The 24,990-nt window shown below is 70.6% G+C and carries 28 protein-coding genes and 1 pseudogene; 14 read left to right on the top strand and 15 right to left on the bottom strand.

Translation table 11 applies throughout. The features are described 5' to 3' along the window. Window positions 1–50: 50 nt before the first annotated feature. Together ACT1U9_RS29510 and ACT1U9_RS29505 are read right to left on the bottom strand one after the other, a co-directional pair. Entirely contained in the window at window positions 51–401 is a 351-nt protein-coding gene (locus ACT1U9_RS29510; RefSeq protein WP_444535663.1) for a VOC family protein, read from the bottom strand. A gap of 275 nt (window positions 402–676) precedes the next feature. After that, a complete protein-coding gene (locus ACT1U9_RS29505; protein WP_444535662.1) occupies window positions 677–1,804 on the bottom strand; it encodes a DUF5954 family protein in 1,128 nt (375 codons plus the stop codon). 270 nt (window positions 1,805–2,074) lie between these two features. On the opposite strand from ACT1U9_RS29505, the gene ACT1U9_RS29500 reads away from it, so the two are divergent. Then, complete coding sequence (locus tag ACT1U9_RS29500) at window positions 2,075–3,502, top strand: lipase maturation factor family protein (protein WP_444535661.1); 1,428 nt, start codon at window positions 2,075–2,077, stop codon at window positions 3,500–3,502. Window positions 3,503–3,509: 7 nt separating this feature from the next. Here the strand turns inward: ACT1U9_RS29500 and ACT1U9_RS29495 are convergent, their stop codons facing one another. Both ACT1U9_RS29495 and ACT1U9_RS29490 read right to left on the bottom strand, forming a co-directional pair. Further along, window positions 3,510–5,144, bottom strand: a complete 1,635-nt coding sequence (locus tag ACT1U9_RS29495; protein ID WP_444535660.1) for a phospholipase D-like domain-containing protein — start codon at window positions 5,142–5,144, stop codon at window positions 3,510–3,512. A gap of 187 nt (window positions 5,145–5,331) precedes the next feature. Next, window positions 5,332–5,499 (bottom strand): hypothetical protein, encoded by a 168-nt coding sequence (locus ACT1U9_RS29490; RefSeq protein ID WP_188277655.1) that lies wholly within the window; start codon window positions 5,497–5,499, stop codon window positions 5,332–5,334. A gap of 153 nt (window positions 5,500–5,652) precedes the next feature. Here ACT1U9_RS29490 and ACT1U9_RS29485 point away from each other — a divergent pair, with 153 nt between their 5' ends. Next, window positions 5,653–6,183: an FBP domain-containing protein gene (locus ACT1U9_RS29485; RefSeq protein ID WP_444535659.1), complete on the top strand. Its 531-nt coding sequence runs from the start codon at window positions 5,653–5,655 to the stop codon at window positions 6,181–6,183. Between the two features lie 188 nt (window positions 6,184–6,371). Beyond that, window positions 6,372–8,240 carry a glycoside hydrolase family 5 protein gene (locus ACT1U9_RS29480; RefSeq protein ID WP_444539284.1) on the top strand — a complete coding sequence of 623 codons (1,869 nt, stop codon included), beginning with the start codon at window positions 6,372–6,374 and terminating at the stop codon, window positions 8,238–8,240. Between the two features lie 7 nt (window positions 8,241–8,247). Here ACT1U9_RS29480 and ACT1U9_RS29475 read toward each other — a convergent pair whose 3' ends face one another. The 5 genes and pseudogenes from ACT1U9_RS29475 to rpmG form a co-directional block, all read right to left on the bottom strand. Next, window positions 8,248–8,769, bottom strand: coding sequence for a SixA phosphatase family protein (locus tag ACT1U9_RS29475; RefSeq protein WP_444535658.1), 522 nt, complete (start codon window positions 8,767–8,769; stop codon window positions 8,248–8,250). After that, window positions 8,766–9,488, bottom strand: coding sequence for a hypothetical protein (locus ACT1U9_RS29470; RefSeq protein ID WP_444535657.1), 723 nt, complete (start codon window positions 9,486–9,488; stop codon window positions 8,766–8,768). The genes ACT1U9_RS29475 and ACT1U9_RS29470 overlap by 4 nt, the downstream gene beginning before the upstream one ends. An 85-nt stretch (window positions 9,489–9,573) precedes the next feature. Continuing rightward, window positions 9,574–9,810, bottom strand: coding sequence for a 30S ribosomal protein S18 (rpsR, locus tag ACT1U9_RS29465; protein ID WP_444535656.1), 237 nt, complete (start codon window positions 9,808–9,810; stop codon window positions 9,574–9,576). A gap of 33 nt (window positions 9,811–9,843) precedes the next feature. Further along, window positions 9,844–9,999, bottom strand: a pseudogene (locus ACT1U9_RS29460) (cobalamin biosynthesis protein CobW); the annotation flags it as partial. A 26-nt stretch (window positions 10,000–10,025) separates the two neighbouring features. After that, the gene (gene rpmG / locus ACT1U9_RS29455) at window positions 10,026–10,190 is read right to left on the bottom strand and encodes a 50S ribosomal protein L33 (protein WP_444535655.1); all 165 of its coding nucleotides are present in this window, start codon (window positions 10,188–10,190) and stop codon (window positions 10,026–10,028) included. Window positions 10,191–10,275: 85 nt separating this feature from the next. Between rpmG and rpmB the strand changes: the two genes are divergently transcribed. Both rpmB and rpsN read left to right on the top strand, forming a co-directional pair. Next, window positions 10,276–10,512, top strand: coding sequence for a 50S ribosomal protein L28 (gene rpmB, locus ACT1U9_RS29450; protein ID WP_444535654.1), 237 nt, complete (start codon window positions 10,276–10,278; stop codon window positions 10,510–10,512). Next, window positions 10,512–10,817, top strand: a complete 306-nt coding sequence (rpsN, locus tag ACT1U9_RS29445) for a 30S ribosomal protein S14 (protein ID WP_444535653.1) — start codon at window positions 10,512–10,514, stop codon at window positions 10,815–10,817. The genes rpmB and rpsN overlap by 1 nt, the downstream gene beginning before the upstream one ends. 47 nt (window positions 10,818–10,864) lie before the next feature. Here the strand turns inward: rpsN and ACT1U9_RS29440 are convergent, their stop codons facing one another. Next, window positions 10,865–11,758 (bottom strand): peptidoglycan-binding domain-containing protein, encoded by an 894-nt coding sequence (locus ACT1U9_RS29440; RefSeq protein WP_444535652.1) that lies wholly within the window; start codon window positions 11,756–11,758, stop codon window positions 10,865–10,867. Between the two features lie 565 nt (window positions 11,759–12,323). Here ACT1U9_RS29440 and ACT1U9_RS29435 point away from each other — a divergent pair. After that, window positions 12,324–13,562, top strand: a complete 1,239-nt coding sequence (locus tag ACT1U9_RS29435; RefSeq protein ID WP_444535651.1) for an AMP-binding protein — start codon at window positions 12,324–12,326, stop codon at window positions 13,560–13,562. On the opposite strand, the gene ACT1U9_RS29430 is transcribed toward ACT1U9_RS29435, so the two are convergent. After that, complete coding sequence (locus ACT1U9_RS29430) at window positions 13,522–14,490, bottom strand: helix-turn-helix domain-containing protein (RefSeq protein ID WP_444535650.1); 969 nt, start codon at window positions 14,488–14,490, stop codon at window positions 13,522–13,524. The genes ACT1U9_RS29435 and ACT1U9_RS29430 overlap by 41 nt on opposite strands. A gap of 249 nt (window positions 14,491–14,739) precedes the next feature. Here ACT1U9_RS29430 and ACT1U9_RS29425 point away from each other — a divergent pair, with 249 nt between their 5' ends. From ACT1U9_RS29425 to ACT1U9_RS29415, 3 genes are all read left to right on the top strand, one after another. Beyond that, complete coding sequence (locus ACT1U9_RS29425; protein ID WP_444535649.1) at window positions 14,740–15,027, top strand: DUF2087 domain-containing protein; 288 nt, start codon at window positions 14,740–14,742, stop codon at window positions 15,025–15,027. 175 nt (window positions 15,028–15,202) lie between these two features. Beyond that, entirely contained in the window at window positions 15,203–16,036 is an 834-nt protein-coding gene (locus tag ACT1U9_RS29420) for a VOC family protein (protein WP_444535648.1), read from the top strand. Between the two features lie 66 nt (window positions 16,037–16,102). Further along, window positions 16,103–16,666, top strand: a complete 564-nt coding sequence (locus ACT1U9_RS29415) for a PadR family transcriptional regulator (RefSeq protein ID WP_444535647.1) — start codon at window positions 16,103–16,105, stop codon at window positions 16,664–16,666. A gap of 16 nt (window positions 16,667–16,682) precedes the next feature. Here the strand turns inward: ACT1U9_RS29415 and ACT1U9_RS29410 are convergent, their stop codons facing one another. After that, a complete protein-coding gene (locus ACT1U9_RS29410) occupies window positions 16,683–17,906 on the bottom strand; it encodes a glycosyltransferase (protein WP_444535646.1) in 1,224 nt (407 codons plus the stop codon). Further along, entirely contained in the window at window positions 17,869–18,720 is an 852-nt protein-coding gene (locus ACT1U9_RS29405) for a MerR family transcriptional regulator (RefSeq protein WP_444535645.1), read from the bottom strand. The genes ACT1U9_RS29410 and ACT1U9_RS29405 overlap by 38 nt, the downstream gene beginning before the upstream one ends. A 145-nt stretch (window positions 18,721–18,865) precedes the next feature. Between ACT1U9_RS29405 and ACT1U9_RS29400 the strand changes: the two genes are divergently transcribed. Next, complete coding sequence (locus ACT1U9_RS29400) at window positions 18,866–19,270, top strand: MerR family transcriptional regulator (RefSeq protein WP_444535644.1); 405 nt, start codon at window positions 18,866–18,868, stop codon at window positions 19,268–19,270. Here the strand turns inward: ACT1U9_RS29400 and ACT1U9_RS29395 are convergent. Beyond that, window positions 19,198–19,641 carry a signal peptidase I gene (locus ACT1U9_RS29395; protein WP_444535643.1) on the bottom strand — a complete coding sequence of 148 codons (444 nt, stop codon included), beginning with the start codon at window positions 19,639–19,641 and terminating at the stop codon, window positions 19,198–19,200. The genes ACT1U9_RS29400 and ACT1U9_RS29395 overlap by 73 nt on opposite strands. Before the next feature lie 34 nt (window positions 19,642–19,675). Next, window positions 19,676–20,485 carry an SDR family NAD(P)-dependent oxidoreductase gene (locus ACT1U9_RS29390; RefSeq protein WP_444535642.1) on the bottom strand — a complete coding sequence of 270 codons (810 nt, stop codon included), beginning with the start codon at window positions 20,483–20,485 and terminating at the stop codon, window positions 19,676–19,678. 283 nt (window positions 20,486–20,768) lie between these two features. Between ACT1U9_RS29390 and ACT1U9_RS29385 the strand changes: the two genes are divergently transcribed. Genes ACT1U9_RS29385 through ACT1U9_RS29370 form a run of 4 tightly spaced genes read left to right on the top strand, consistent with a single transcriptional unit; the run spans window position 20,769 to window position 24,944 of the window. Further along, window positions 20,769–21,845 carry a type III polyketide synthase gene (locus tag ACT1U9_RS29385; protein WP_444535641.1) on the top strand — a complete coding sequence of 359 codons (1,077 nt, stop codon included), beginning with the start codon at window positions 20,769–20,771 and terminating at the stop codon, window positions 21,843–21,845. 12 nt (window positions 21,846–21,857) lie between these two features. After that, complete coding sequence (locus ACT1U9_RS29380; RefSeq protein WP_444535640.1) at window positions 21,858–23,087, top strand: cytochrome P450; 1,230 nt, start codon at window positions 21,858–21,860, stop codon at window positions 23,085–23,087. Between the two features lie 43 nt (window positions 23,088–23,130). Further along, window positions 23,131–23,715: a cupin domain-containing protein gene (locus tag ACT1U9_RS29375; protein WP_444535639.1), complete on the top strand. Its 585-nt coding sequence runs from the start codon at window positions 23,131–23,133 to the stop codon at window positions 23,713–23,715. After that, window positions 23,712–24,944 (top strand): cytochrome P450, encoded by a 1,233-nt coding sequence (locus tag ACT1U9_RS29370; RefSeq protein ID WP_444535638.1) that lies wholly within the window; start codon window positions 23,712–23,714, stop codon window positions 24,942–24,944. Before ACT1U9_RS29375 ends, ACT1U9_RS29370 begins: the two co-directional genes overlap by 4 nt. Window positions 24,945–24,990 lie beyond the last annotated feature (46 nt).

Raw genomic sequence — 24,990 nt, 5'->3', positions numbered from 1 at the left:
GTCGGCGACATGGGCGACCTCGCCCAGCCGAGCGCCTTCTCAGCGCCTGCTCAGAGGCTGTGCGCAACCGGATGCCGCGGCTCATAGAAGGCGAGTTCCGCTCCGCTGGGGAGGCGGATCGCGGCGATTCGGCCCCAGGGGCGGTCGTTCACCGGGCGGACGATCTCCACGCCCTTCGCCGAGAGCTCGGCCAATTGCGCCGCGATGTCGTCGCACATCAGGTACAGCTCGTGTTTGGGTTCGTCGGTCGTGGGGTGGACGGCGAGTTCGGCGGGGGGCAGTTTGAAGATCAGCCAGCCCTCGCCCGCGTCCACCCCCGGAAAGCCCAGCACGTCCCGGATGAAGGCCCGGTCGGCATCGGCGTCCATGCTGTAGAAGATGGCGTGCGTGCCACTGAACATGCTGCCCTCGCTTCGTCGTACTTCCGCATCGGCTGGTCCCGGCATCCTCGCAGTCGGGACGCCGACACCCCGTCGACACGCTCGGTGCGGACGCAAGCCAGCCGCACCCTAGGCGGATCCGGTGTCACGGCAGTGGAGCGGTGCTGGAGCAGCACGGCACCTGGCAGGCCGTTCACCCACCTGCGGGGTACGCCCTGCGAGCGGCCTTCGGCCAGGAGCAAGCACAGCCTCGGCACCCGCCGCCGCGAGGCACACCCGCAGCGGCGGCCCCGGACTCACGACCCCTCCGGCCGCCTCCGACGCTCCTTCGCCTCGGCCACCCGAGCCTGCTCCTGCTCCCACAACCGGGCGAACTCCCGCGCGTCCCCGTCGAGTTCGTGCGGAACGTCCTCGTCCTCCTCCCACAGGCCCTGTTCCTTGAGTTGGCGTACGTGGACCTCGATGGGCGGTTGGGGGTCGAAGTCGGAGGGGCGGGGGCCCTCGGGGCCGTCGGGGCCGATGCGGACCAGGCGTTCGACCCGGGTCACTCGGAGGCGATGACCATCCACCGTAAGCGAGTTGGAGCGTTTGGCGTCCAGGCGGTCCGCCGCCTCCGCGAACACCGCACGCTCGGTCTCGTCGAGTTTGCACGTGAACGGGGCCATCACCCGCAGCCAGGCCGTCAGCGAGTCGCGCGCGCCCTGTGGGGTCGAGTGGGACGCCCCGGGGTCATGGGCGCGCCACTTCCCGTCGTCGCGCTCGGAGACCATGAAGACGGCGGGCAGCAGCACTCCGCCCGGGTAGCGTTCGGCGGCCCGCCAGGCGTCCTCCGTCACCTCCCGGGGCGCACCCGGCGCCGAGCCGACGAAGTGGACCAGGTCCAGGCGGAGGATGCCGTCCGCGAGGCCGGTCCCGGTGTACGGGTCGATCACGAAACCCTTCGTCCGCGACGGCAGGCGGTGGGCCTCTCCGACCTCGGCCGGATCGGGGTCCGAAGGGCGCGGGGGTTCCGGTCCCGCCGACCCCATCCGGATGAAGCGCGAGGCCCGTACGATCCGGAAACGCTCCCCCAGGACGCGAACCTCGTCGATCACCTCCCGGTCCATGCGCCCGGCCGCCGCCAGCCACTTGCGCCGCGCCTTGTCGTCCCCGGCCTCCTCGGCCCCCTTGGCCGCCATCCGGAAGCGATGGCCGAGCGAGTCCCGCGCGCCCTGCGGTGTGTCGGTGCTGTGTTCGCACAGCTCCCAGCCGCCCTGCTCGCACTCGCGCGCGTGGAAGAACTCCGGAACCCCCACGCCCAGGATGTCCGGGTACCGCTGTCTCGCCTGCCATGCCTCCTGTTCGGCGAATGCGGCGATCGGGCCTTCCTGTGGCGTCACACGGAACGTCAGAAAGGCCGGTACTCCGTCTTCGTAGCCGTTCATGTACCGACTGTGCCCGATCCGGCGAGCCGCGCGTGCGGCAACGGGCGAAATGGACGGGCGTACCGTGGACATATGGCCGGGCCATATGTCCACGAGCAGCCCGGGGACGGCTCATGGACGAGCTGGGAGCGCCGCGAGAGCGGGCCGACGGGCGTGCGTGGTGGTGATGCCCTGCGGGAAGCGGGAAAAGCCCGCTGACCCCGAGGCACCCGTCTACGCCGTCCGACCGCTCCGCAGGCACGCGGCGTCACTCAGCGTCACAATGAAACCGTGGAGTGGTTCGTCGCACCCGACTACTGGCTGAGCCGGCTGGTCTTCCAGCGGACGCTCGCCGCGATCTACCTCGTCGCGTTCCTCGGCGCGGCGCTGCAGTTCCGTGCGCTGATCGGGGAGCGGGGCATGCTGCCGGTGCCCTGGTATGTCGAGCGGATGCCGTTCCGGCGGGCGCCGAGCGTGTTCCACTTCCACTACTCGGACCGGTTCTTCGCGGGGTGGGCGTGGACCGGCGTGCTGGTGTCCGTGGGGCTGCTGGCGGGGGTGGACGGCAGGGTGCCGCTGTGGGGCGCGATGCTGTTGTGGCTGCTGCCGTGGGCGCTGTATCTGTCGATCGTGAACGTGGGGCAGACCTGGTACTCGTTCGGCTGGGAGTCACTGCTCCTGGAGGTGGGCTTCCTCGCGGTGTTCCTCGGGAACGACGAGGTGGCGCCGCCGATCGTGGTGCTGTTCCTGATGCGCTGGATTCTGTTCCGGGTGGAGTTCGGGGCCGGGCTCATCAAGATGCGCGGCGACGAGTGCTGGCGCAACCTCACGTGCCTGTACTACCACCATGAGACCCAGCCGATGCCCGGCCCGCTGAGCTGGTTCTTCCACCATCTGCCCAAGCCGTTCCACCGGGTGGAGGTGGCCGCGAACCACGTCACCCAACTCCTCGTACCGGTCCTGCTGTTCACTCCACAGCCCGTCGCCACGGCGGCCGCGTCGCTGATGATCCTCACCCAGCTGTGGCTGATCCTGTCGGGCAACTTCTCCTGGCTGAACTGGACGACGGTCGCCCTGGCCCTGACCGCCGTCGACTTCTCCCCGCTCACCTCGGCCCACCACTTCTCGGGCACACCGATCTGGTACGAGGTCGTGGTGCTGGCCGTCGCCGCGTTCCTGCTGGTGCTGAGTTACCGCCCGGCCCGCAACATGGTCTCGCGCCGCCAGATCATGAACTACTCCTTCGACCCGCTGCACCTGGTCAACACGTACGGCGCGTTCGGCAGTGTCAGCCGGCTGCGGTTCGAGGTGGTCGTCGAGGGCACCGACGATCCGGTGCCGCTCATGGACTCGGAGTGGCGGGAGTACGAGTTCAAGGGGAAGCCCGGCGAACTGCGGTACTGGCCGCGCCAGTTCGCGCCGTACCATCTGCGGCTCGACTGGCTGATGTGGTTCGCCGGGCTCTCACCGGGCTATGCGCGGCCGTGGTTCGGCCCGTTCGTGGAGCGGCTGCTGGAGAACGACCGCGACACTCTGCGGCTGCTGCGCCGCTCCCCGTTCCCGCCGGACAGCCCGCCCCTGTACATCCGGGCCCGGCTCTTCCGCTATCGCTATACGAGTTGGCACGAGCTGAGGACGACGGGTGCGTGCTGGAAACGTACGTACGTACGCGAGTTCCTGCCGCCCACCCGCCTGGAGGGGGTGGACGACAGGATCTGACGTGGGGTCAGGCCTGGCAGATCCCGCGCTCGTAGTCGAACGTGGCGGTCGCCTGCGAGTACTGCCACTGCGGGGCGAGGAGCTTCGCCTGGAGCTGGGCGGCCGCGTCCGGGCTCTCCACCACATAGCCGAAGTCCTGGAGCCACGACGGGTACAGGTTCTTCGAGCCGAGGTAGAAGGCGGAGTTGTCGACGGAGACCAGCTTGTGGTGCTGGGCGTAGGGGTGGCCGTCGGCCCAGGTGGGGTTGGCCGAGCTGCGGAAGGTGGCCAGCTGGAGGCTGGAGCACATCGAGGTGCGGGCCTTGCCCTTGTCGCCGGTGAGCAGGGCGAGGCGGTCGCGCAGGGTGTCGCTGATCTCGTTGAGCGACTTGATCTGCGAGTAGCCGCCGCTGCCGACGGCGCCGCGGTTGGCGGGGTCGCTGACGACGATACGTACCTTCACCCCGGCGGCCATCTTCGCGGCGAGCGCGTCGTACAGCCGGATGTCGTAGCGCGGCAGCGGCGGGCAGGTGGCGTTGAGGTCCTGCTGGGAGATCTCGATGTGGTCGCGCGCGCTCGCGACTAGGGCGCGCAGGGCGCTCTCCTCGGGGTTGACCGTGTCGTAGTCGCGGTCGGCGTTGGTGTTGTCGTGCAGCCCGATCACGCACTTGGTGTCGGCGGCGGTGGGCAGGGTCGGGCGGAACGCCGAGGCGGGGTCCTTGTCCTTGATGCCGACACCGAGGCCGCCGACGGCGATGACGGGGACGTTGCCGTCGACCGGCACGGGCGCCGGGGCGTCCTTGGCCAGCGACGGCATACAGCCGGCGCCGTTGGACGAGGCGAACCAGACGCTGACGATGTTGGACTTGTTCTGGCACGTCCACGACCACAGCGTGTCGAGGTACTTGCCCGCGGACCCGGCGGCGGGTCCCTCAAGGGCGAGGTCGACGTCCGACACCGGGTGCGCGGTGTCGATGTAGTCGTCCTTCCAGCCGTTGATGCCACCGGTGACGACCGACTGGTTGTCGACCACGAGCAGCTTGGAGTGGTTCCACGAGAACGCGGTCTTCGAGGTGGTCATCGACGCCACGTTGAGCGTGATGTTCTCGGCCGCCTTGCCCAGCTTGGCGGTCAGCTCGTCGCGGTACTTCGACGGCACCACGTTCAGGTGGTAGATCGGCGCGGCGCCGACCAGGATGCGGACCCTCAGCTTGTTGCCGGACGCGGCCGAGGCCTTGAGGCCGTCGACGATCGCGTCCTCGAACTCGCCGTTGGGGAACGGCGCGAGGGTGGATATGTCGACCGTGCGCGTCGCCTTGGAGATGTTCTCCGTCATCTTGGCGAGCAGGCGCTTGGTGCCCACGCGGTCGGCGCACTTGTCGTCGCCCCAGCAGCCGGGGGTCTGGAGCAGCCAGTCGGACGGGTCAGCGGCGGAGGCGTCGAGCCGATTGCCCGCGGTGCGCTCCCAGACACTGTTCTCCAGGCCGGGCGAGACCTGGCGCAGGGCCTGTTCCACGGCGTCGAGGTGCGGGGTCGCCGAGGCGGACGGCGTGTCACCTGAGTCCGCGAGGGCGGGGGCCGCGGGCAGTACCGCGAGGACGACCGAGCCGGCCACCAGGTGACCCGCGAGGCGGAAACGACGGCGAAGCTGACGGTGAGCCAATTCTTTTCGCATTCTGGTCGGGCGGGGGCGTCGGGGAACGCCGCGCCGGCGTGCGGGGTGGGTGCGTCGGGGACGTCACCAAGATCAACACGGCGAGATTACCAATCCGGCACAAACGACCCGGCATACCGCTCGTACCGATGGCTGAAAACCAGCGCAATGATCCGCATACGTGGGCCGACCCCCGTCAGTCCCGCTTCGAGCCGCCCCGCTCCTTCTTCGCCGGGCCGGACGGCCGGGCGGGGTGCGGCTCCATTTCGTGCAGCTGGGTGCGGAGCAGCAGGTCGGCGAGGTCGGCGCCCGGCTTACGGGCCTCCGCGCGCAGGGCGTCACAGCCAGGACAGCCGTACTGCATCGCCGTCCGTCCTCTCGCGCGGGGTCATGTGCCGGTGCGGGCAACTCCATCACGCCGACCACCGTGGACCCGTACAGCGAAACGATTCATCACCCCGATGGCCGAGCTCAAATTCGGATGCCCGCCCGACGAGGCCTGTGTACGGTCCACCGAGTGGAGCCTTTGACCGAGAACACCATCCGTTCGTCCTTCGTGAACTGCACGAAGGGCGAGGCACGCCGACTGCGGCTGCCGCTCGACTTCGCCGAGTCGCCCTGGCAGGACCTGGACTTCCTCGGCTGGGTGGACCCGGGTGCGCCGCTGCGCGCGCACCTCGTGATCCCCCGGCCGGACGGACCGCTGGGCATCACTCTGCGGGTGCCCGGCACCGGTCGCACCAGCGCCTTCAAGTCCAGCATCTGCCAGGTGTGCCTGACGGCCCACGCCTCCTCCGGTGTCTCCTTGCTCGCGGCCCCGCTCGCCGGGGCGCGCGGGCGCGAGGGCAACACCGTGGGCATCTACTTCTGCGCCGACCTCGCCTGTTCCCTGTACGTACGGGGCAAGCGCCAGCCGAAGCTGCGCGCGGGACGGCCCAACGAGACGCTCGGGCTCGCCGAGAGGGTCGCGCGGACCATGGAGAACCTGGACGCCTTCGTGGCCAAGGTCGTGGCGACCGCCGACAGCACGCCGACAGCCGGAAGTTGAGCTTCCGTCAGGTTCGGGGGCGCACGGGTCTGGCCGCTTCGCGGACCCGCCGGTAACTTGTCCCTGCCCTCGTCGGCGGCGACCACGCCGAGGGGCTGCTCGTCGGGCGGCCCCCGGCGGGCACGGCCGCCCACGACCAGGCAGGTGACGTGAAGACGTTCGTACGCGCGGTGTGCCGCGCACTTGTGATGGGCCTCGCGCTGACGGGTGTCGCCGTCCCGAGCGCGGCGGCGACCCCCACCCCGTCCGCCGGGACGTGGACCGCTCCCCTGTCCACCCGGGGCCGCTACATCGTGGACGCCGGCGGGAACCGGTTCCGGCTCAGGTCGGCCAACTGGGATGGGGCGCAAGGCTCCTGGACCGGTTCGGGCGATGCGAACGACCCGGCCAACCACCACAGCGGCCAGGACTCGTACGGCATCCCGCTCGGCCTGGACCGGGTGGCCATTCCCTCGCTCCTGGGCGACTTCCACGCCCTGGGCATCAACAGCGTGCGTCTGCCGTTCTCCAACGAGATGATCCACACCACCGCCCCGGTGCCGGACGCCGCCGTTGCCGCCAATCCCGGGCTGCGCGGCAAGACACCCTTGCAGGTGTACGACGCCGTGGTGGCGGCGCTCACCGCCGACGGTTTCGCGGTCGTCCTCAACAACCACACCAACACCACCCGTTGGTGCTGCGGCGTCGACGGCAACGAACGCTGGAACAGCCGCCAGACCACCCGGCAGTGGGCCGACGACTGGGTGTTCATGGCCCGCCACTACCGGGACAACGCCCGCGTGGTGGGCGCCGACCTCTACAACGAGGTGCGCCGCGACATCCTCGACGACCCCAACTGGGGCCTCGGCGACGGCCACGACTGGTTCGCCGCCGCGCAGGAGGCCGGGGACCGCATCCTGAGTGAGGCCAATCCCAACCTCCTCATCATCGTCGAGGGCATCAACTGGACCGGCATCCCCGCCGACGGCCTCCCCCACGGCCGCCCGCTCCTCACCCCCGTACGCACGCTCTCCCACACACTCGTGGTCTCCGGAAAACTCGTCTACTCGGCCCACTTCTACGGCTACACCGGCCCCCACCACAGCGGCGCCACCGGCCTCGGAGAGACCCATGACCCGCGCTACCAGGACCTCACCCCCGACCAACTGGAAGCCGCCCTTCACGACGAGGCGTTCTACGTCTCCGCCGAGAGCGGGCAGCACTTCACCGCGCCCGTGTGGATCAGCGAGTTCGGCGTCGGCTCCGACGAGGGCGGAGCGGCCGCACGCACCTGGTTCTCCCACTTCACCGGCTATCTCGCCACCGCCGACGCGGACTTCGCGTACTGGCCGCTCGTCGGCTGGAGCACGGACAGTCAGGGGCGGCCGGGCGGGGACAGCTGGGCACTGCTCCGTTACGACCGGGACGGCCATCGCTCCGGGATCCTGGACGGCACCGACTGGCGGGCCGACGCGGTGCGCGGGCTGATGACCGCGCCGCAGAGGTCCGGTTACGTCCCACCCGTCCCCGCCTGGCACATGCTCACCACCGATCACGCCGACGCCGTCCAGTCACTGCGCGTGCGGGCCCTGGGCGACTGGGACAGCGGGGCGCGCAAGGCGGTCTGCCCGGACGGCGAACGGCTCATCGGCATCAGCCACACCCAGGGCCGGGGGCTGTGCACCGACACCGCGACCGACGAAGACCTGCGCGCGTCGGGCTCCGACCAGACCGTGGTGCGGGACGAGCGATACGTGCCCCCGGGCGGCGACTGGGCCTCGGGATACAGCAAACTCCAGTGTCCCCAGGGCCAGTTCCTGCTCGGCTACAGCCTGCGGGGAGGCGCGGTCTCCGCCGCGCTGTGCGCGCCCGCCCGCAGGACGCTCGGGAGCGCGTCTCGTACGGTCTGGTTCGACCGGGGCGACAACCGCCCGCCCGGCGGTCCCGGCGGCGACTTCGCGTACGGCAATTACAAGGGGCAGTGCTCCTCCGACGAGTACGCGGCGGGGCTCGCCTACACCAACGCCATCGGCCATTGGGGCCGCCCCGACGCGCTGCTGTGCCGCTCGCTGGTCTGACCTGCGTTCAGGGCCGTTGCCCGCGCGGGACGGCGAAGTCGGTCAGCAGGGCGGTGCCGGGGGCGAGGACCGACCAGGGCCCGCGCCAGGTCAGCACGGCGATGGCCGAGGTGGGGAACTTGGTCTGGGCCCGGTTCAGGGTGTCGCCCAGCGCCTCGCCGGTGAGCAGCAGCGTCAGGTCCTGGACGCCGGGGTTGTGCCCGACGAGGAGCAACGTCCCGATGATGTCGGGGACTTCGCGTACCGCGTCCAAGAGGTCCCGGTCCTCGGCCGCATAGAGGCGGGGGTCGTGGCGGGCGGGAGGCGGGCTGCCCAGTTCGGCGGCCGCGAGCTCCCAGGTCTCGCGGGTGCGGCGGGCGGTGGAACACAGCACGAGGTCGGGCAGACAGTCCGCCGCGCTCAGCCACCGGCCCGCCGCCGGGGCGTCGCGCAGCCCGCGCGGCCCCAGCGGCCGTTCATGGTCGGGCACTCCCTCGGGCCAGGCCGACTTGGCGTGCCGCAGGACCACGAGTCGCCGCAGCGGGCTCATGCCCGCGCCCCGGCGGGCGAGCGGCCGATCTCACGGGTCAGTTCGAGGCCGAGGACACGGTCGAGCCGCGCGAACGTCTCGAACTTCGCACCCGGCGGTACGTCCGCGTCCGCCTCCAGATCGTCGAGGAGCCGCAGCACGGCGGCCGCGTCGAGGCTGTCCTCCAGCGCGGCGCGCGCGGTGCGCACGAGGTCGGCGCAGAGCGGCTTGGACGGGTGGTCGGCCCAGCCCGCCACGGCGCGCCGCCATCGCGCGAGCCGGAGATCCGCCTCGTCAAGGGCTTCAGCCGTGACCTCGACCGGTTCGTGGTACGGGCGACCGAGCAGCACGAGCCGTACGGCGAGCGGGTCCTTGTCGGCGGGGCCGGTCGCGGTCTCGGTCACCGACGCCTCGGCGATCCGCAGACACGCGCCGCCCCCGCCCTCGTACGCCCGGCTGGTCAACTGCACGGCCGGTGGGCCGCCCAGGGCCTCGGCGATCTCCTCGGGGGTGCCGGTGGCGTCGGCCGGACGGATACCGGCGGCACCGGCCGAAGGGACGCGGGGGCCGGTCCACCCGGTGAGAACGGCTCTGCCCCGCAGCTCGACCACCCGGCCCAGCACGTCGGCGGCCAGCAGCACCCGCAGCCCCGTCAACTCACCGGGGCCCTCGCCCACCGGCACATGAGCACAGACCCGCAGCGGCCCTGGTCCGGCGAGATGATCCACGATGCGCAGCACGCCATGAGCCTAGGCGCTCGGCTCGTCGACGGCAGGTCTCGTACACCTGAGGGGCCGAAATTGATCCCGTCGGTCGCATTTCTCCTCAGCGCGAGACGTAAGGGATCAGGGCCATCTCGCGGGCGTTCTTGATCGCGCGGGCGAGTTCGCGCTGTTGCTGTGCGCTGACCCGGGTGACGCGGCGGCTGCGGATCTTGCCCCGGTCGGAGATGAACTTCCGCAGCAGGTCGGTGTCCTTGTAGTCGATGTACGTGATCCCGGCGACGTCCAGCGGGTTGGGGCGCGGGGCGGGCTTCTTGTCGTTGGTTCGGCGCGTGGGCATGGCGTACTCCTGAAGGGTCGGTGGGGGGGGATCTCAGTGGACGGGGTCGAGGAGGCCGTCGCGGTCCAGGCGCGGTGAGGTGAAGGTGAGGTGCTGGGCGCGGCCGCCGTGTGCGGAGTGCCAGTCCACGGCGGCCGCGACGCGGCAGACCGGGGGCACCAGCTCCCAGGCGGCGTCGGGCAGCTCGGCGACCAGGACGACCGGCAGCCGGTAACTCATCGCTCCTCCCGGAAGTCGACGTGCCGGCCGATGACCGGGTCGTACTTGCGGAGAGTCAGGCGGTCGGGGTCGTTTCTGCGGTTCTTGCGGGTGACGTAGGTGTAGCCGGTGCCTGCGGTGGAGCGCAGCTTGATCACCGGGCGCAGTTCGTTGCGTGCCATGTCGAAGACTATACAGAAATGGTTTTCATTACCGTTAAGGTGGTGGCGTACGGAACACCCGTCGCCCAGCGAGGAGGGCTCCCGCATGTCCGCCCACTGCCAACTCACCGGCCGCAAGCCCGGGTTCGGCAACGCCATTTCCCACTCCCACCGCCGCACCCGCAGGAGGTTCGACCCCAACATCCAGCGCAAGCGCTACTGGCTGCCCAGCGAGGGACGCCACGTACGTCTGACCTTGAGCGCCAAGGGCGTGAAGACCGTCGACAGCATCGGCATCGAGCAGGCCGTCGCCCGCATCCGGGCCCGCGGGGAGAAGATCTGATGGCAAAGAAGAGCAAGATCGCGAAGAACGAGCGGCGCCGCGTGGTCGTCGCCCGGTATGCCATACGGCGCGCCGCCCTGAAGGCGATCATCCGGGACCCGCGCAGTTCCCCCGAGGACCGCGCCGCCGCCCAGGGCGAACTGTGCCGCCAGCCCCGCGACGCCAGCGCCACCCGGATCCGCAACCGGGACAGCGTGGACGGCCGCCCGCGTGGCCATCTGCGCACCTTCGGTCTTTCCCGTATCAACGTCCGCGCGCAGGCGCATGCCGGACTGCTGCCGGGGGTGCGCAAGTCGAGTTGGTGACGCCACCGCGTCCCGGTGCACGCCGGGACGCGGTGCACCCGGTCGGATCAGACCACGGTGAAACCGTGGCGGGCGCCGAGCCGGGTGAGGGTGTCACGGCCGGGGATCCCGTCCGCGTCCGCACCCGAGTAGCCGCAACGTTTCTGCCAAGCGGCGTACGCCGTCTTGGTCTTGGTGCCGAAGGAGCCGTCCACCCAGGCGGCGCCGAGCAGCCCCTCCGCGTTGAGGGCGCGCTCCACGATCAGGACGTCCGCCTTGTACGTGGTCCCGCCCTGCGGAAGGCCCGGGTCGCGGTTGGCCGCGGCGATGACGTGCGCCAGCGACACCTGCTTGGACGGGGGCGGCGGCCCGCCGATGAACCAGGGCCAGGAGCCCGGGTCCTCGTGGTCGTTCTCCGGGACCTGCGAGTGGCCGTACCACCCGCCCCGGGTTTCCCATACGTGTTCGTCGCGGTGCGAGCTGAAGTCGACCGGCCGCCCCATCGGCCAGGTGTCGGCCACGCCCCAGGAACGCACCCATGCGTTCAGCCCCGCCCAGCCGGCGCACGGGGTGTCGACGAGCCGGGCGTAGACCGTGCCGCTCACCCGGCAGTACGGGAAGAAGTGCGCCTCGATCTGGATGACCACCGAGCCCGCTCTGTTGGTACGGGTCCCGCCGGGTAAGTCGACGAGGGACTTCGACCGGGAGTTCGCCGGGAAGAACTGGGTGAGCGCGCCGGTGAAGGGCGACCAGAGCAGATGCGGGGCGGACGATTTCCCGTCGGGGTTACGGCCGAACCAGTCCTGGAGGTTCGCGTACGGCACCTGGTCCTGTGGGTTACTGGCGGAGGCGTTCTTGTCCCAGGTGATGTGGGCGATCGCCTTGGCGGGGTAGCCGGAGTCGGTGGGGGCGTGGTCGCCCACGTCGATGCGTTGGGCACCGGGAAGCCAGAGTTCGGGCATGGGGGTCTCCAGAGCTGAGCCCCTGCGGGCGGGGCTCGCGTGTGGGGGGACGAGCCTTGGGGGGGATGACTCGTGTTGGGGATGAGCGCGAGGGGACCGGAGTCGGTCTCTACTCAAAGGTGTTCCCGCCGGTAACAGATCAACTCCCCACCGTTCGAAGGAAGTTGAAACATTCGAACTACGGGAGGCCGCCCCCAACGAGGCGGACCCGCAGACCGCGCCCTTAGGGGCGCGGGGAACTGCGCGAGCAACCCAGCACGGTCCGAGCCGCACCACGCCCCACCAGGTCCGCCATGCCCGCGTGCACGATCCGGCAACGTGCGTGCACGCATCGTCAAGGACATCTCAAGTCGGGCCTCGTTGAATGAGGCACAAGCCGACCAGGAGGGGCAGGCAGTTGAACACCCCATCGCCAGCAGACCACGGATCAGCCCACGCCGACATGTTCGTCCGGGACAACTTACCGCCCGCGTTGCTCCAGCCCGACCTTCTCCTCGGAATGCCCCATCTGCGATTCCCGACGCGGCTCAACTGCGCGTGGGAACTTCTCGACGGAGCCGGGTCGTTGGACCGGTCGAAGCGTCTCGCCGTGCTGTCGCCGCACGGCGTGCGCTGGACGTACGGGCAGCTCACCGCCGAGGTCTCCCGTATCGTCCATGTGCTCACCGAGGACCTGGACCTCGTGCCCGGCAACCGGGTGCTGTTGCGCGGGGCCAACACCCCGATGCTGGCGGCGATCTGGCTCGCGGTCGTCAGAGCGGGCGGGATCGTGGTCGCCGCGCCCACGTCGCTGCGGGGCGAGGCGCTCGCCCATGTGATCGACAAGGCGCGGGTCACCCATGTCCTGTGCGAGTCCGCGCTGCGTTCCGGACTGGCAGCGACGGGCCGCGCGCCCCGGACGATGTACTTCCTCGACGACGAGGCGGGCCCCGACACCAGCACCAGCACCAGCACCAGCACCACGCTGGAGCAGGCCATGGCGACCAAACCGGACTGGTCGCTCCCGGTCGACACCACCGCGACCGACCCCTGTCTGATCGCCTTCACCTCCGGCACCACGGGAACGCCGAGGGCCACGATCCACTCGCACCGCGATGTGATGGCCGCGTGCAACTCCTTCCCCCGGCACGTCCTGCGGGCCACCGGTGACGACCGGTTCATCGGCTCCGCGTCGCTGACATCCACGTACGGGCTCGGCGGGCTGCTTCTCTTCCCGCTGCACGTGGGCGCGACGACGGTGCTCCTCGACGACCCCACGCCGCGCCAACTCGCCCGCTCCATCTCGAAGTTCAAGGCGACCGTGTGCTTCGGCGCCCCGGACGTCTACCGCGCGGTCTGCGCCGAGCGGACCACGTACGACATGTCCTCGCTGCGCGAGTGCGTGTCGGCCGGGGAGCCGCTGCCGACCGAGACCCGCCGCAGTTGGAAGCGGCGCACGGGCAGCGGTCTCGTCGACGGGCTCGGCTCCACCGAGATGTTCCACATCTTCGTCGCGATGCGCGGCGAGGAGGCCTGGACCCGGCCCGGCGCGATGGGCCGGGCCGTGCCCGGCTATCTCATCGCGATCGTCGACGAGTCCGGGCGCCCGCTCCCGCACGGCGAGGTCGGCGCCCTCGCCGTCAAGGGACCCACGGGCTGCCGCTATCTCGACGACGACGAGCACCAGCAGGACTACGTGCGCAACGGCTGGAACTTCACCGGCGACGCCTGCTGGGCCGACGAGTACGGCTTCCTCTACTACCACTCCCGCACGGACGGCCCCCTCAGCGGTTCAGAGCTGCCTCGCGATAGTCACGCGGGCTGATTCCGTACGCGGCCCGGAACGCCCGGCTGAAGTGGGCCGGTTCTATGAAGCCCCAGCGGGCGCCGATGGCGTACACCGGCCGTCGGCGCAGGCCCGGATCGGTCAGGTCCCGGCGGCAGCGTTCGAGCCGCCGGGAGCGGATCCAGGCGGCGATGGTCATGCCGCGCGAGTCGAAGACCTGGTGGAGCTGGCGCAGGGACATCCGGTGCGCGGCCGCGACGGTCGCCGGGGTGAGGGACGGGTCGCTCAGGTGCCGGTCGATGAAGTCGCAGACCTCGACGCGCAGGGCCTGCTTGCGCGACTCCGGCGTCATCTGGTCCTCCACGGCCAGCCGACGCCCCAGCACGGCGGCGAGCAGGTCGATCGTCACCGACGCCAGGGCGGGGATGTCGTCGAAGGCGCACTCGTCCGCGCGGGCGTCGAGGTCGGCGAGCCAGCGCCCGAACACCCCGCCCATCCCGTGGTCCGCGGCGATCGGGGTCGCGGTCACCCGCTGGACCACGTCCCCGGGCAGCGGCAGCCGGGTCCGGGGCAGCTGGACCACGGTCATGGACGAGAGCTCGCCGTCGAACCCGCCCTCGAACGGGCGGCTGCTGTCCACGACCACCAGCTCCCCGGCCCGCAGAACGGCCTCCCGCCCGCCCTGCGAGACCCGGCCGCACCCCGACATGAGGACGTTGACCTGGTACACCTCGGGGTCGTCCTGCCGTATCAGCTTCGGTGTACGGGTGATCTCCACACTCGGGTACGTCAGCGTCGACACCCGTACATCGCCCAGGTCGAGCACGCGCAGCGAGGCGTGGAAGTCCGGCGACGACTCACTGCGCAGCCAGTTGCGTACGTGCGACTGACCGGCCAACTCCGTCCAGAGCGCGAACCGTTCCCTCGCGGGCACGGCCGCGGTACTGAACTCGCTCACCAGCCCCATCTCACACCCCCGCTGTGCCAGACGTCCGACCGGAGCGCGAGCATGGCACAAATGTTCGTACGGCGTCGAGCAAAGCTTGAGCCATCCCGCTCCCCGTTTCCCTTCAACTGTCGCACGGGGCGCGGTATTTCGTGGTCGTCACCGCTCGCCCGCCGCCCCTCGCGCGCATACCGACCGAGCCCCCGGTATCGCCCCCTCCCGGCAAAAATACGTTGCCGGGCCGACAACCGGTACGTCAGGCTTCCGGCCATGTCCGAGAACAGAACCAGCGGTTCCCCAGCGGCGTCACACGGCGTGGCCTCGCTCTTCTCCCATGGGCGCCTGACGGCGATCCCCCGCAAGGCAGCCCGCCGCGAGCAGTTGCTCGCGCACCTCCAGGAGACGCTGTTCGAGCCGGACCGCACGTACACCGAGCGCGAGGTCAACGACGCGCTGCTCACCGTGCACGACGACTACCCGGCGCTGCGCCGCTACCTGATCACAGCGGGCCTGCTGACCCGCACCAGGGACGGCGCCAGCTACCAGCGCGCCGCATAGCCGGGCCAGTGAGCACCGGCTGGGGTATCCCCCGCAGATGCTGACCGAAAGCTACCAATCCACCCCTTTCGTTACGTAACGTAGTCGATAGGGCAAGTGACTGGATGCGGGGCGTCCGTTTTGCGGGAAGATGGTGAGGCAGGAAGCCGTCAAGCGATAGCGATCGGCATCAGCGATGGACAGGACAACCACAGTCCCGGATTCCAAGGCCTCATCGAGTGCGGCGGTGTTCGGGGCGCCGTGCTGGGTGAGTCTCATGGCACGGGACCTCACCCCCGCACTCGACTTCTACGGGGCCGTGTTCGGCTGGACGTTCCGGACCGGACGTCTCGGCGAGCAGTTCCGGGTGGCCCTCGACAACGGCCAGCCGGTGGCAGGCATCGGAGCGCTCGCTCCGGAGCTGCAGGTGGCGGTCGCCTGGACGCCCTACTTCGCGGTCGAGGACGCCGACACGACCGCCGGGCGCATCCGCGAGCGGAGCGCCACGGTCGCCGTGGGCCCGGTCTCCTTCCAGACGGGCCGGGGCGCGCTCGCCGCCGACCGGGACGGCGCCGTGTTCGGCATCTGGCAGGGCAAGCTCGTCGCCGACTGGGAGTCGTGGCGCGACCGGGAGCCCGCGTGGCTGCGGCTGCGCACCCGTAACGCCTTCGAGTCCGCGATCTTCTACGGAGAGGTCCTGGACTGGGCCAACGAGCGGCCGGGCTGCTGCGACGTCCAGTACGAGGCCGACGAGGTCGTGCTGCGACACGCGGGCCACATCGTCGCCCGCCTCAGCTCCGGCGCCCTCGAAGCCGCACCGGACCCCACGCTCCGTCCGCACTGGGAGGTCCACTTCGTCACGGTGGACGTCCCCGCCAAGACGGCGACCGCACGTGCCCACGGCGGCGTGGTGATCGACCAGGGCACCGGCGCCACCGGCCCCTGGGCGACGGTCCGGGACCCCGACGGCGCCACGTTCACGATCAACACCCGGGCCGTGTCCGCACCGCCGCAGGCAGCCCCAAAGTAATCCGAATTAGTCATCAATTTGATTACCCGAATACTCACCTATTAACGCAAGTGATAACTTGGCGCAATGGCATTGCGCAACGCGGTCCTCGCCGCGCTCCTTGAAGGCGAGGCCTCCGGGTACGACCTGGCCAAGGGGTTCGACGCGTCCGTGGCCAACTTCTGGATGGCGACCCCGCAGCAGCTCTACCGCGAGCTCGACCGGATGGAGTCCGACGGTCTGATCGAGGCCCGGGTCGTGCAGCAGGAACGGCGGCCCAACAAGCGGCTGTTCTCCCTCACCGACGCCGGGTACGCGGCGCTTCGGTCGTTCACCGCAGAGCCGCCCAGGCCCAGCGCGATCCGCGATGAACTCCTGATCAAGGTGCAGGCCGTGGACGCGGGCGACGCCGACGCCGTCCGTGCCTCGATCGCCGAACGGCTGGAGTGGGCACGGGCCAAGCTGGCCCGCTACGACCGGCTGCGCGCCCGACTGCTCGACGGGCGCGCCGAGGACGACTTCCTCGCGAGCGCCGAACGCGTCGGCCCGTATCTGACCCTGATGCGGGGCCGTGCGTTCGAGCAGGAGAACATCCGCTGGGCCGAGCAGGCGCTGGCCGTCCTGGAACGGCGCGCGCACCACTTCACGTAGCCACCCCACCAGGGCGTCACCCCGCCAGCCGGGCCACCGCCGACGCCACCCGCCCCGCCCCGTCCTCCCCTGCCATACGGCGGGACAGGTCTCCGGCGGCGCGGGCATGGGCGGGGTCGCTCACGGCCCGGCCGAGTGCGTCGGCGAGGCGCTCGGCGGTCAGGCGTTTGAACGGGATGGCGCACGGGGCCGCGCCCAGGGCGACGAGGCGGGCCGCCCAGAACGGCTGGTCGGCCGTCACCGGCACCGGGACCGCGGGCGCTCCCGCACGCAGGGCCGCCGCCGTCGTGCCCGCTCCGCCGTGGTGGACGACCGCCGCCACTCTGGGGAAGAGCAGGGCGTGCGGGAGTTCGCCGACGGTCAGCACATCGTCGCCGGAGGCGTGCAGTCCGGCCTGGCCCGTCTGGAGGATGCAGCGCAGTCCTGCGGAGCGCAGGGCGCGTACGGCGAGTTCGCCGAGGCGTTCGCCTTCGCCCGCCGCCATGCTGCCGAAGCCGATGAAGACGGGAGGCGGCCCTGAGCGGAGGAAGTCCTCGACTGTGGTGGGGAGTTCGGCGTCCGGGGCGTGGTACGGCCACCAGTTGCCGACCGTTTCCAGGCCCTCGCGCCAGTCGCCCGGCTGCGGCACTACGGCCGGGCTGTAGCCGTGCAGTACGGCCCAACTGGGCTCGGCCCTGCTGCGCACTTCGCCCGGCGTCGCGGCGGGCAGGTCGAGCCGCACTCGCAGGCCCTTGACGGCCTCACTGAAGACACGGTCGACCATCTTCAGCGAGAAGCGTCCCATCGCCCGGTTTCCCCATGCCCCGAGCGATTTGGCGCCCGCGACGACGGGGGCGAACTCCCTTGTCGGGTGCGTCGGTTGAAGATAGACACCGAGGCCGGGTGTCCCGGTGGCCTCGGTGATGTGCCAGCCGAGCGGGGCCGTGGTCGTGGAGAGCAGCATCAGTTCGGTCCCCTGCTCGACGGTGTCGGCCAGCCCGCCGGCCAACTCCTGCACATACGCGCCCGCCGCGCGCATCAGCGCACGCTTCCCGGGCGCGGAACCGTTCCCGGATGCGGCCTTCGCCCGTGGATCGCCGGGCAGCGGCCGGAATTCGAGCCCGGCGGACTTCACGAGCGGGGCGAACGACTCCGGCGCAGCGAGCGCGACATCGTGTCCTTCGTGCCGGAGGTGGGCGCCGAGACCGGTGTACGGAACGACATCACCGTACGATCCGGCAGCGGTGATCAGAATCTTCATGGCTGTCCTCGGGGTGTCCGTCGGACGTGGGATGTCCTTCGGAGGCGGCTTGACGTGCGGCGTTGGCCTCCACGGCGGTACGCAGATACGTGGCGAGGCCGGGCCGTTGCTGTGACGCGGGCACGACGAGTGCGAAGGCGCGGGGGTCCCGGGCGAAGTCGTCGGCGATGCGCCGATGCATCTCGGGCGGGCAGGACGTGAACCACCGCGCGATATGACGGCGGTGATCCTCGGCGAGGTCCATGGCCGCCTCCGACTCGGCGGGACGGTCGTCGTCGAACGCGGCGAGCAACTTCTCGCGCCACGCCGCCGCCTCGGCCATGATCCGCGCCCAGTCCTCCTTGGTGTGGGCGGCGGCGCTGGCCATCGACTGCCGGTGGCCGTCGCTGTCCTGCCACTTGAGCTGCGCCTCCGTGGCGTAACTGAGATCGAAAGCGATCTCCCCGAAGACCTCGAACCGCTCCTGCGGTGTGAGCCGTACGCCGGTCTGCTGCACGGCCATGGCCTGCTCGGCGACGTCCATCATCCGCCGGAGCTTTCCGATCTGCTCGCTCAGCCGCTTGTGGCGGGCGCGCAGTTGGTCCAGGGCGTTGGCCTCGGGGTCCTGAAGGATCGTGGTGATCTCGTCGAGGGAGAACCCGAGCTCCCGGTAGAAGAGGATCTGCTGGAGCCGGGCGAGGTCGGCGTCGCTGTAGAGCCGGTAGCCCGCGGGGCTGCGCTCACTGGGTGTGAGCAGCCCCGCGGTGTCGTAGTGGTGCAGGGTGCGCACGGTGATCCCGGCGAACCCGGAGACCTGGCCGACGGAGTAACTCATCGCGGTGCCTTTCGTCGTGATCCAGCGTGATGCCTCACGTGACGTGAGGGTCAAGCCGATCACACGACGGCGTTATGCTTGAACCATCACATGGATGTGAAGGTTGAGCCGCCCGGAGCCGGGCGACGGGACGTGGGGCGATCGCATGCGTATCGGAGAGTTGTCACAGCGCACCGGCACGCCTCCTCGGCTGCTGCGGTACTACGAGGAGCAGGGCCTGATCGGCGCCGACCGCACGCCGAACGGCTATCGCGAGTACGACGACTCCAATGTGAACCGGGTCCTGCAGATCCGGGGGCTGCTCGACGCGGGGCTGCCGACCAGGATCATCAAGCAGATCCTGCCGTGCCTGGACGAGCCCCTGGCCACCCACTTCTCCGACATGACCCCGGAGACGATCGCGGGCCTGGAACTCCACCGCGACCGCATGACGGCCCGCATCAACTGCCTGACCCGCAACCGCGACGCGGTGGCGCACTACCTCGACGCGCTGGGCCCACGCGGGGCCGGGGCCGGGGACCCCACGGCCGACTCCTCGCCCACCCGATAGCCGGCCACCGACGGCCAGCGCACGGTGAGCACGACGGACTCCTCCTCCGCGTACCAGGAGTGATCCACCCCCCGCCCCCACACGACGTAGTCGCCCTGCTCTCTCAACGTCACATTGCGGCCGGGAAGTTCCACCCGGAAGCGCCCGCTGATCAGCACCAGCAGCGCCGTGCGCTCCTCACCGGTCACCCATCGCGCCCGCTCGTCGCCGCGCGGGTGGACACCCCACTTGATCTCGACGGCCTCGCTGTGCCGGGGATCCCCGGCGTCCTTGAAGTGTCCGAGCAGCCAGCCCCGGTCGAGCGCCGCGTCCTTGCCCGCGTTGCCCACGTACACATCGGCCACATCAGTCACATTCACCACGTCGTTCATGGCATCGGAGCCTAATCGTCCGCGGGAGGGCGCCTCAGATCAGCGTCCTCCCGCCGTCCAGCGGCACGAACGTGCCCGTGATCTTGCTGGACAGGTCGCTGGTCAGGAGGACGACCGCGTCCGCCACGTCCTCCGGCAGGATCGGCTTCGGCAGCGGGGTGACCTCGGCGGTGTGGGTGATGAGGGTGGCCTGGAACGGGCCCGCGTTGGCGTCGGTGGGGACGAAGCCCGGGGCGAGGGTGTTGACGCGGATGTTGTCCGGCGCCAACTCCCTTGCCAGGGACCGGCCTACGGCGTCCTGGGCGCTCTTCGCGGCCGCGATCTCGATGGGTACGGGGTACGGGTTGTGCGTGGTCGACGCGCCGATCAGGACGATCGAGCCGCCGCCCGCCCGGCGCATGCCGGGGACGACGGCATGGCAGCAGGCGAGGGTCGCGTCGAGCTGTGAGGCGACCGCGTCCCGTACCGAGGCGATGCCGTCAGGGGTGTCGATGAAGCACCCGCCCGCAGTCCCGCCCCGCGCCGCCCCGGCTCTCGCGCCGATCCGGTCCGTGCCCACCATCACATTGCAGACCAGGACGTCGATCGGGCCGAGCGCTTCCGTGGCCGTCGCCACCATCGCCCGCACCTGTGCCAGGTCGCTCGCGTCGCCCGCGACCGCGATCGCCCGGCCGTCCGACTTCTCGATGTCGGCGACCACGCGCGCGGCGGCCTCGGCGTTGCGGAGGTAGTTGACCGCCACGGACGCGCCGTGCGCGCCCAGGGCGCGGGCGACGGCCGCACCGATCCCACGGCTCGCACCCGTCACCAGAGCCACCCGGCCCGCCAGCAGTGACGACGACATGACGTCTCCCCCTCGTATCCCTGTGAAGCACCCCATCGCTCGGCGTCCCAAGATCGCACACGTCGGCGCACCCGGGACCCGGCACCGTCGCGGATGCGCCACCCGGCGAATCCGCGACCGTCAAGCGTCACACGCGCCATCCGAATAACACTTTTGTGTACTTCCAGAGGGATCTTGGACTTCCTGCGGCACAGGCCGGGGATGATCATCCACGGCTGTCCGGCAGCCCGCCCGCCCCACGTCACGAGGCCGGTGTCGCCTACCCCTCCAGGATGTTCCGCCCATGGCTGTCTTGTGCCGACCTGCCGTCGCCGTGCCCGAGCATGTGATCACCTCCGAGCAGACGCTCGACCTGGTGCGCACCGTGCACGCCGACCACCCCCAGCTGGCGCTCGCGCTCCGCCTGATCGAGAACACCGGGGTGGCCAAGCGGCATCTGGTGCAGCCGCTGGAGGACACCCTGCGCCACCCGGGGTTCGAGGTGCGGAACACGTTGTACGAGGTGGAGGCCAAGGCTCGGGTGCCGCAGGTCGTACGGCAGGCGCTGGACACCGCGGAGCTCACGGCGCGGGACATCGATCTGATCGTCTATGTGTCCTGCACCGGGTTCATGATGCCGTCCCTGACGGCCTGGCTGATCAACACCATGGGATTCAGGCCGGAGACCCGCCAGGTGCCGATCGCACAGCTCGGCTGCGCCGCGGGCGGCAGCGCGATCAACCGGGCGCACGACTTCTGCACCGCCTACCCCGACGCCAACGTCCTCGTCGTGGCCTGCGAGTTCTGCTCGCTGAGCTATCAGCCGACCGACCTGGGCGTCGGCACGCTGCTCTCCAACGGTTTGTTCGGTGACGCCGTGGCCGCCGCCGTGGTGCGCGGTTCGGGCGGCATCGGGATCCGGCTTGAGCGCAACGGCTCGTATCTGATCCCGCAGACCGAGGACTGGATCGCATACGCGGTCCGCGAGACCGGGTTCCACTTCCTGCTCGACAAACGCGTCCCCGGCACGATGGAGGCGCTGGCGCCCGCCCTCGGACGGCTCGCCGACGAACATGGCTGGAACGCGTCGGACCTGGACTTCTACGTCGTCCACGCGGGCGGCCCGCGCATCCTGGACGACCTCTGCAAATACCTCGGCGTTCCACCGGAGGCGTTCCGCTTCAGCCGGGCCACGCTCACCGAGTACGGGAACATCGCCAGCGCCGTCGTCCTGGACGCGCTGGGCCGCCTGTTCGACGAGGGCGGCGCCGAGCACCGGGCCAAGGGCCTGATCGCCGGGTTCGGGCCCGGTATCACCGCCGAAGTGGCGCTGGGCCACTGGACGTCGACGGCGGCGCCGAAGAAATCCGTAGAGGTATAGGAGGACAGGGCCGTGGAGGAGAAGACCGTGCAGAACGACGCGACCGCAAGTGAGTCGACCGTCCACTTCTGGGCTCCGCCGGATCTGCCCGGCCTGGCCTTCGACCCACTGCTGCACCGGCTGCTGCACGAGGAGCCGGTCGCCCGCGTCCGGCTCCCCAACGGCGAGGGGCATGCCTGGCTGGCGACCCGTTACGACGACGTACGGTTCGTCTCCGTCGATCCCCGCTTCAGCCGGCAGGCCGTCATGGGGCGCTCCGTCACCAGGCTGGCCCCGCACTTCATCCCGATGGCCGGGGCCGTCGGGTTCGCCGATCCGCCGGACCACACCCGGATGCGGCGCGTCGTCGCCAGTGCCTTCACCGCACGCTCCATGCGGCGGCTGCACGAGCACGCGCAAGGCGTGATGGACGGTCTGCTCGACCGGATGGAGCGCAAGGGCGGCCCGCTCGACCTGGTGGCCCACCTCAACCGGCCGTTCCCGCTCGCCATGGTGTGCGCGCTGATGGGCGTGCCCGACGAGGACCAGTCCAAGATGGCGCACTGGTCGGACACCATCATCTCCGCCGGGCGCGGCCGCGAGGCGAGCGAGGAGGCGAAGGCCGAGATGGCCGCGTACTTCCACGATCTGCTGGCCCGGCGCCGGGCCGAGCCGCGCGAGGACCTGGCGGGCGCGCTGGCCGGAGCCGTCGAGGACGGCACGCTCGACCTGGACGAGGCCGTCGGGCTCGCCGTGCTGATCCAGATCGGCGGCGGGCACGCGGTGCGCAACAACAGCGCCAACATGGTGTACGCGCTGCTCACCAAGCCCGCCCACCTCGCCCGGCTGCGCGCCGAGCCCGAACTCCTGCCGCAGGCCGTGGAGGAGCTGCTGCGCTACATCCCGCACCGCAACGCGGTCGGCCTCTCCCGGATCGCCCTCGAAGACGTCGAGGTGGGCGGGGTGCTCATCCCCGAGGGCGACCCCGTATACGTCTCGTATCTCACCGCCAACCGCGACCCGCAGGTCTTCGCCGACCCCGAGCAGCTCGACTTCGACCGCACGCACAACCCGCATGTCGCCTTCGGCCACGGACCGCACTACTGCCCCGGCGCCACGCTGGCCCGGATGGAGTCGGAGATCCTGCTCCGCTCGCTGTGGGACCGCTTCCCGGAGCTGCGGCTCGCCGCGCCCGAGGACGAACTGGTGTGGGAGCGCGGGGCGTTGATCCGGGGACCGAAGGAACTGCCGGTGACGTGGTGACGGATCTGATGATCCGTCAGTACCCATCCGAGAGGAGACAGCCGTGGACGACCTCGATCCTTGTACCCGCCCCATCGACGGCCTGGTGATCCCGCCCGGCGGCGGTCGCACCATCCGGACCGCCGCGCAGCAGGTGACCTTCAAGGTCACCGGTACGCACTCGACCGTCGCCTCCACCTTCGAGGTGGAGGTGCCGCCGGGCTTCGACGTCGGCGCCCACGCCCACAGCCGCAGCGAGGAGCTGTTCTACCTCCTCGAAGGCGAGCTGGACGTGATGGCGTTCGAGCCGAAGGTGCGGACCCGCGACGACTGGCGCGAGTGGGAGTCGCGCTCCGGCGAGCGCCACATCCGGGCGACGGCGGGCACGATGATCCTGGTGCCGCCCGGCTGTCCGCACGCCTTCGCCAACCCGACCGGCCGCCCCGCCCGCATGCTTTTCCAGGCCGCCCCTCCCCCGGACCACGAGCGCTACTTCGAGGAGCTGCTCGAACTCCTCAACAGCGGCGGCGAGATCGACCCGGCCGCCGTGCAGGAGCTGCGCGTACGGTACGACATCGAGCAGCTCACCCCCCTGCGGCACACCCCTCCCGTACAAGCGCCGACGGTGAACGCGAGGGTCACGTCATGACCGAGGACGTACGCACCGACGCGCCCCGCTCCTCCGACGGGGCCACCGAGCACTTCTGGCCGGTGGAGCACCTGGACGCCCTGGAGTTCGACCCGCTGCTGCACCGGCTGCTGCGGGAGGAGCCGGTCGCGCTCGTGCGGATGCGGTTCGGTGAGGGCAGCGCCTGGCTGGTGACGCGGTACCAGGACATCAAGGAGGTCACGTCCGACCCGAGGTTCAGCCGGGCGCTGACCGTCGACCGGCCGGTGACCGGCATGACCCCGCATGTGGTGGCACCCGCCGGGGGCATCGGCCGCACCGATCCGCCCGACCACACCCGGCTGCGGCGACTGCTCGCCCAGACCTTCAACCGCAAGCGGGTCGCCTCGCTGAAGGTGGAGGCCGAGGCGATCGCCGAGGAGCTGGTCGGCGCCATGCTGGCGCAGGGGGCGCCCGCCGATCTCACCGAGTGCGTGACCGGGCCGATGCCGGAGCGGGTGATCGGCAAGCTGCTCGGGGTGCCGGAGGAAGACCTCGGCCGGCTCCAGGCCTGGCGGGCCGTCATCCTCTCCAGCGACCACTCACTGGAGGAGAGCAACGCGGTGAAGGCCGAGATCGCCGGGTACTTCCGCGAGCTCGCCGCACACCGGGTGGACCACCCCGGCGACGATCTGTTCAGCGAGCTGGTCGCGGCCCGGGCCACCGACGAACTCAGCGCCCCCGAGCTGATCTCGCTGGCCGTGATGATCGTGCTGAACGCGCTCGACCAGGTCCGCAACCAGTGCTCCACCATGGTGTACACCCTGCTCACCCACCCCGAGGAGCTGGCGCGGCTGCGGGCGGATCCGGAGCTGCTGCCCATGGCCATCGAGGAGTTGCTGCGGTTCATCCCGCAGCGCAACGGTGTGGGTCTGCCCCGGATCGCCACCGAGGACGTCCGTGTGGGCGATGTGGTGATCCGCGCCGGGGAGGCGGTGTACGTCTCGTATCTCGCCGCCAACCGCGACCCGGAGGTCTTCACCGAGCCGGACCGGTTCGACCTGTCCCGCGACGAGTCGCCCAACCTCGCCTTCGGCCATGGCGCGCACTACTGCCTCGGGGCCGCGCTCACCCGGATGCAGTGCGAGGTCATCCTCGCGACGTTGCTGCGCCGCGCACCGGAGGTACGTCTCGCGGTCGCGCCGGAGCAGGTGCGATGGCGCCGGGGCTCGATCAACCGGGGCCCGGAGACACTGCCGCTCACCTGGTGAGGACGGGCGACGAGCGGACCGGAAGCCGCCCGTCCACGTTGCCTTC

This window comes from Streptomyces sp. BR1 (genome assembly GCF_052373795.1).
Taxonomy (GTDB): Bacteria; Actinomycetota; Actinomycetes; order Streptomycetales; family Streptomycetaceae; genus Streptomyces.
Note: the sequence above shows the minus strand (reverse complement) of the source record. Positions and strands in the feature narration are given on the sequence as shown.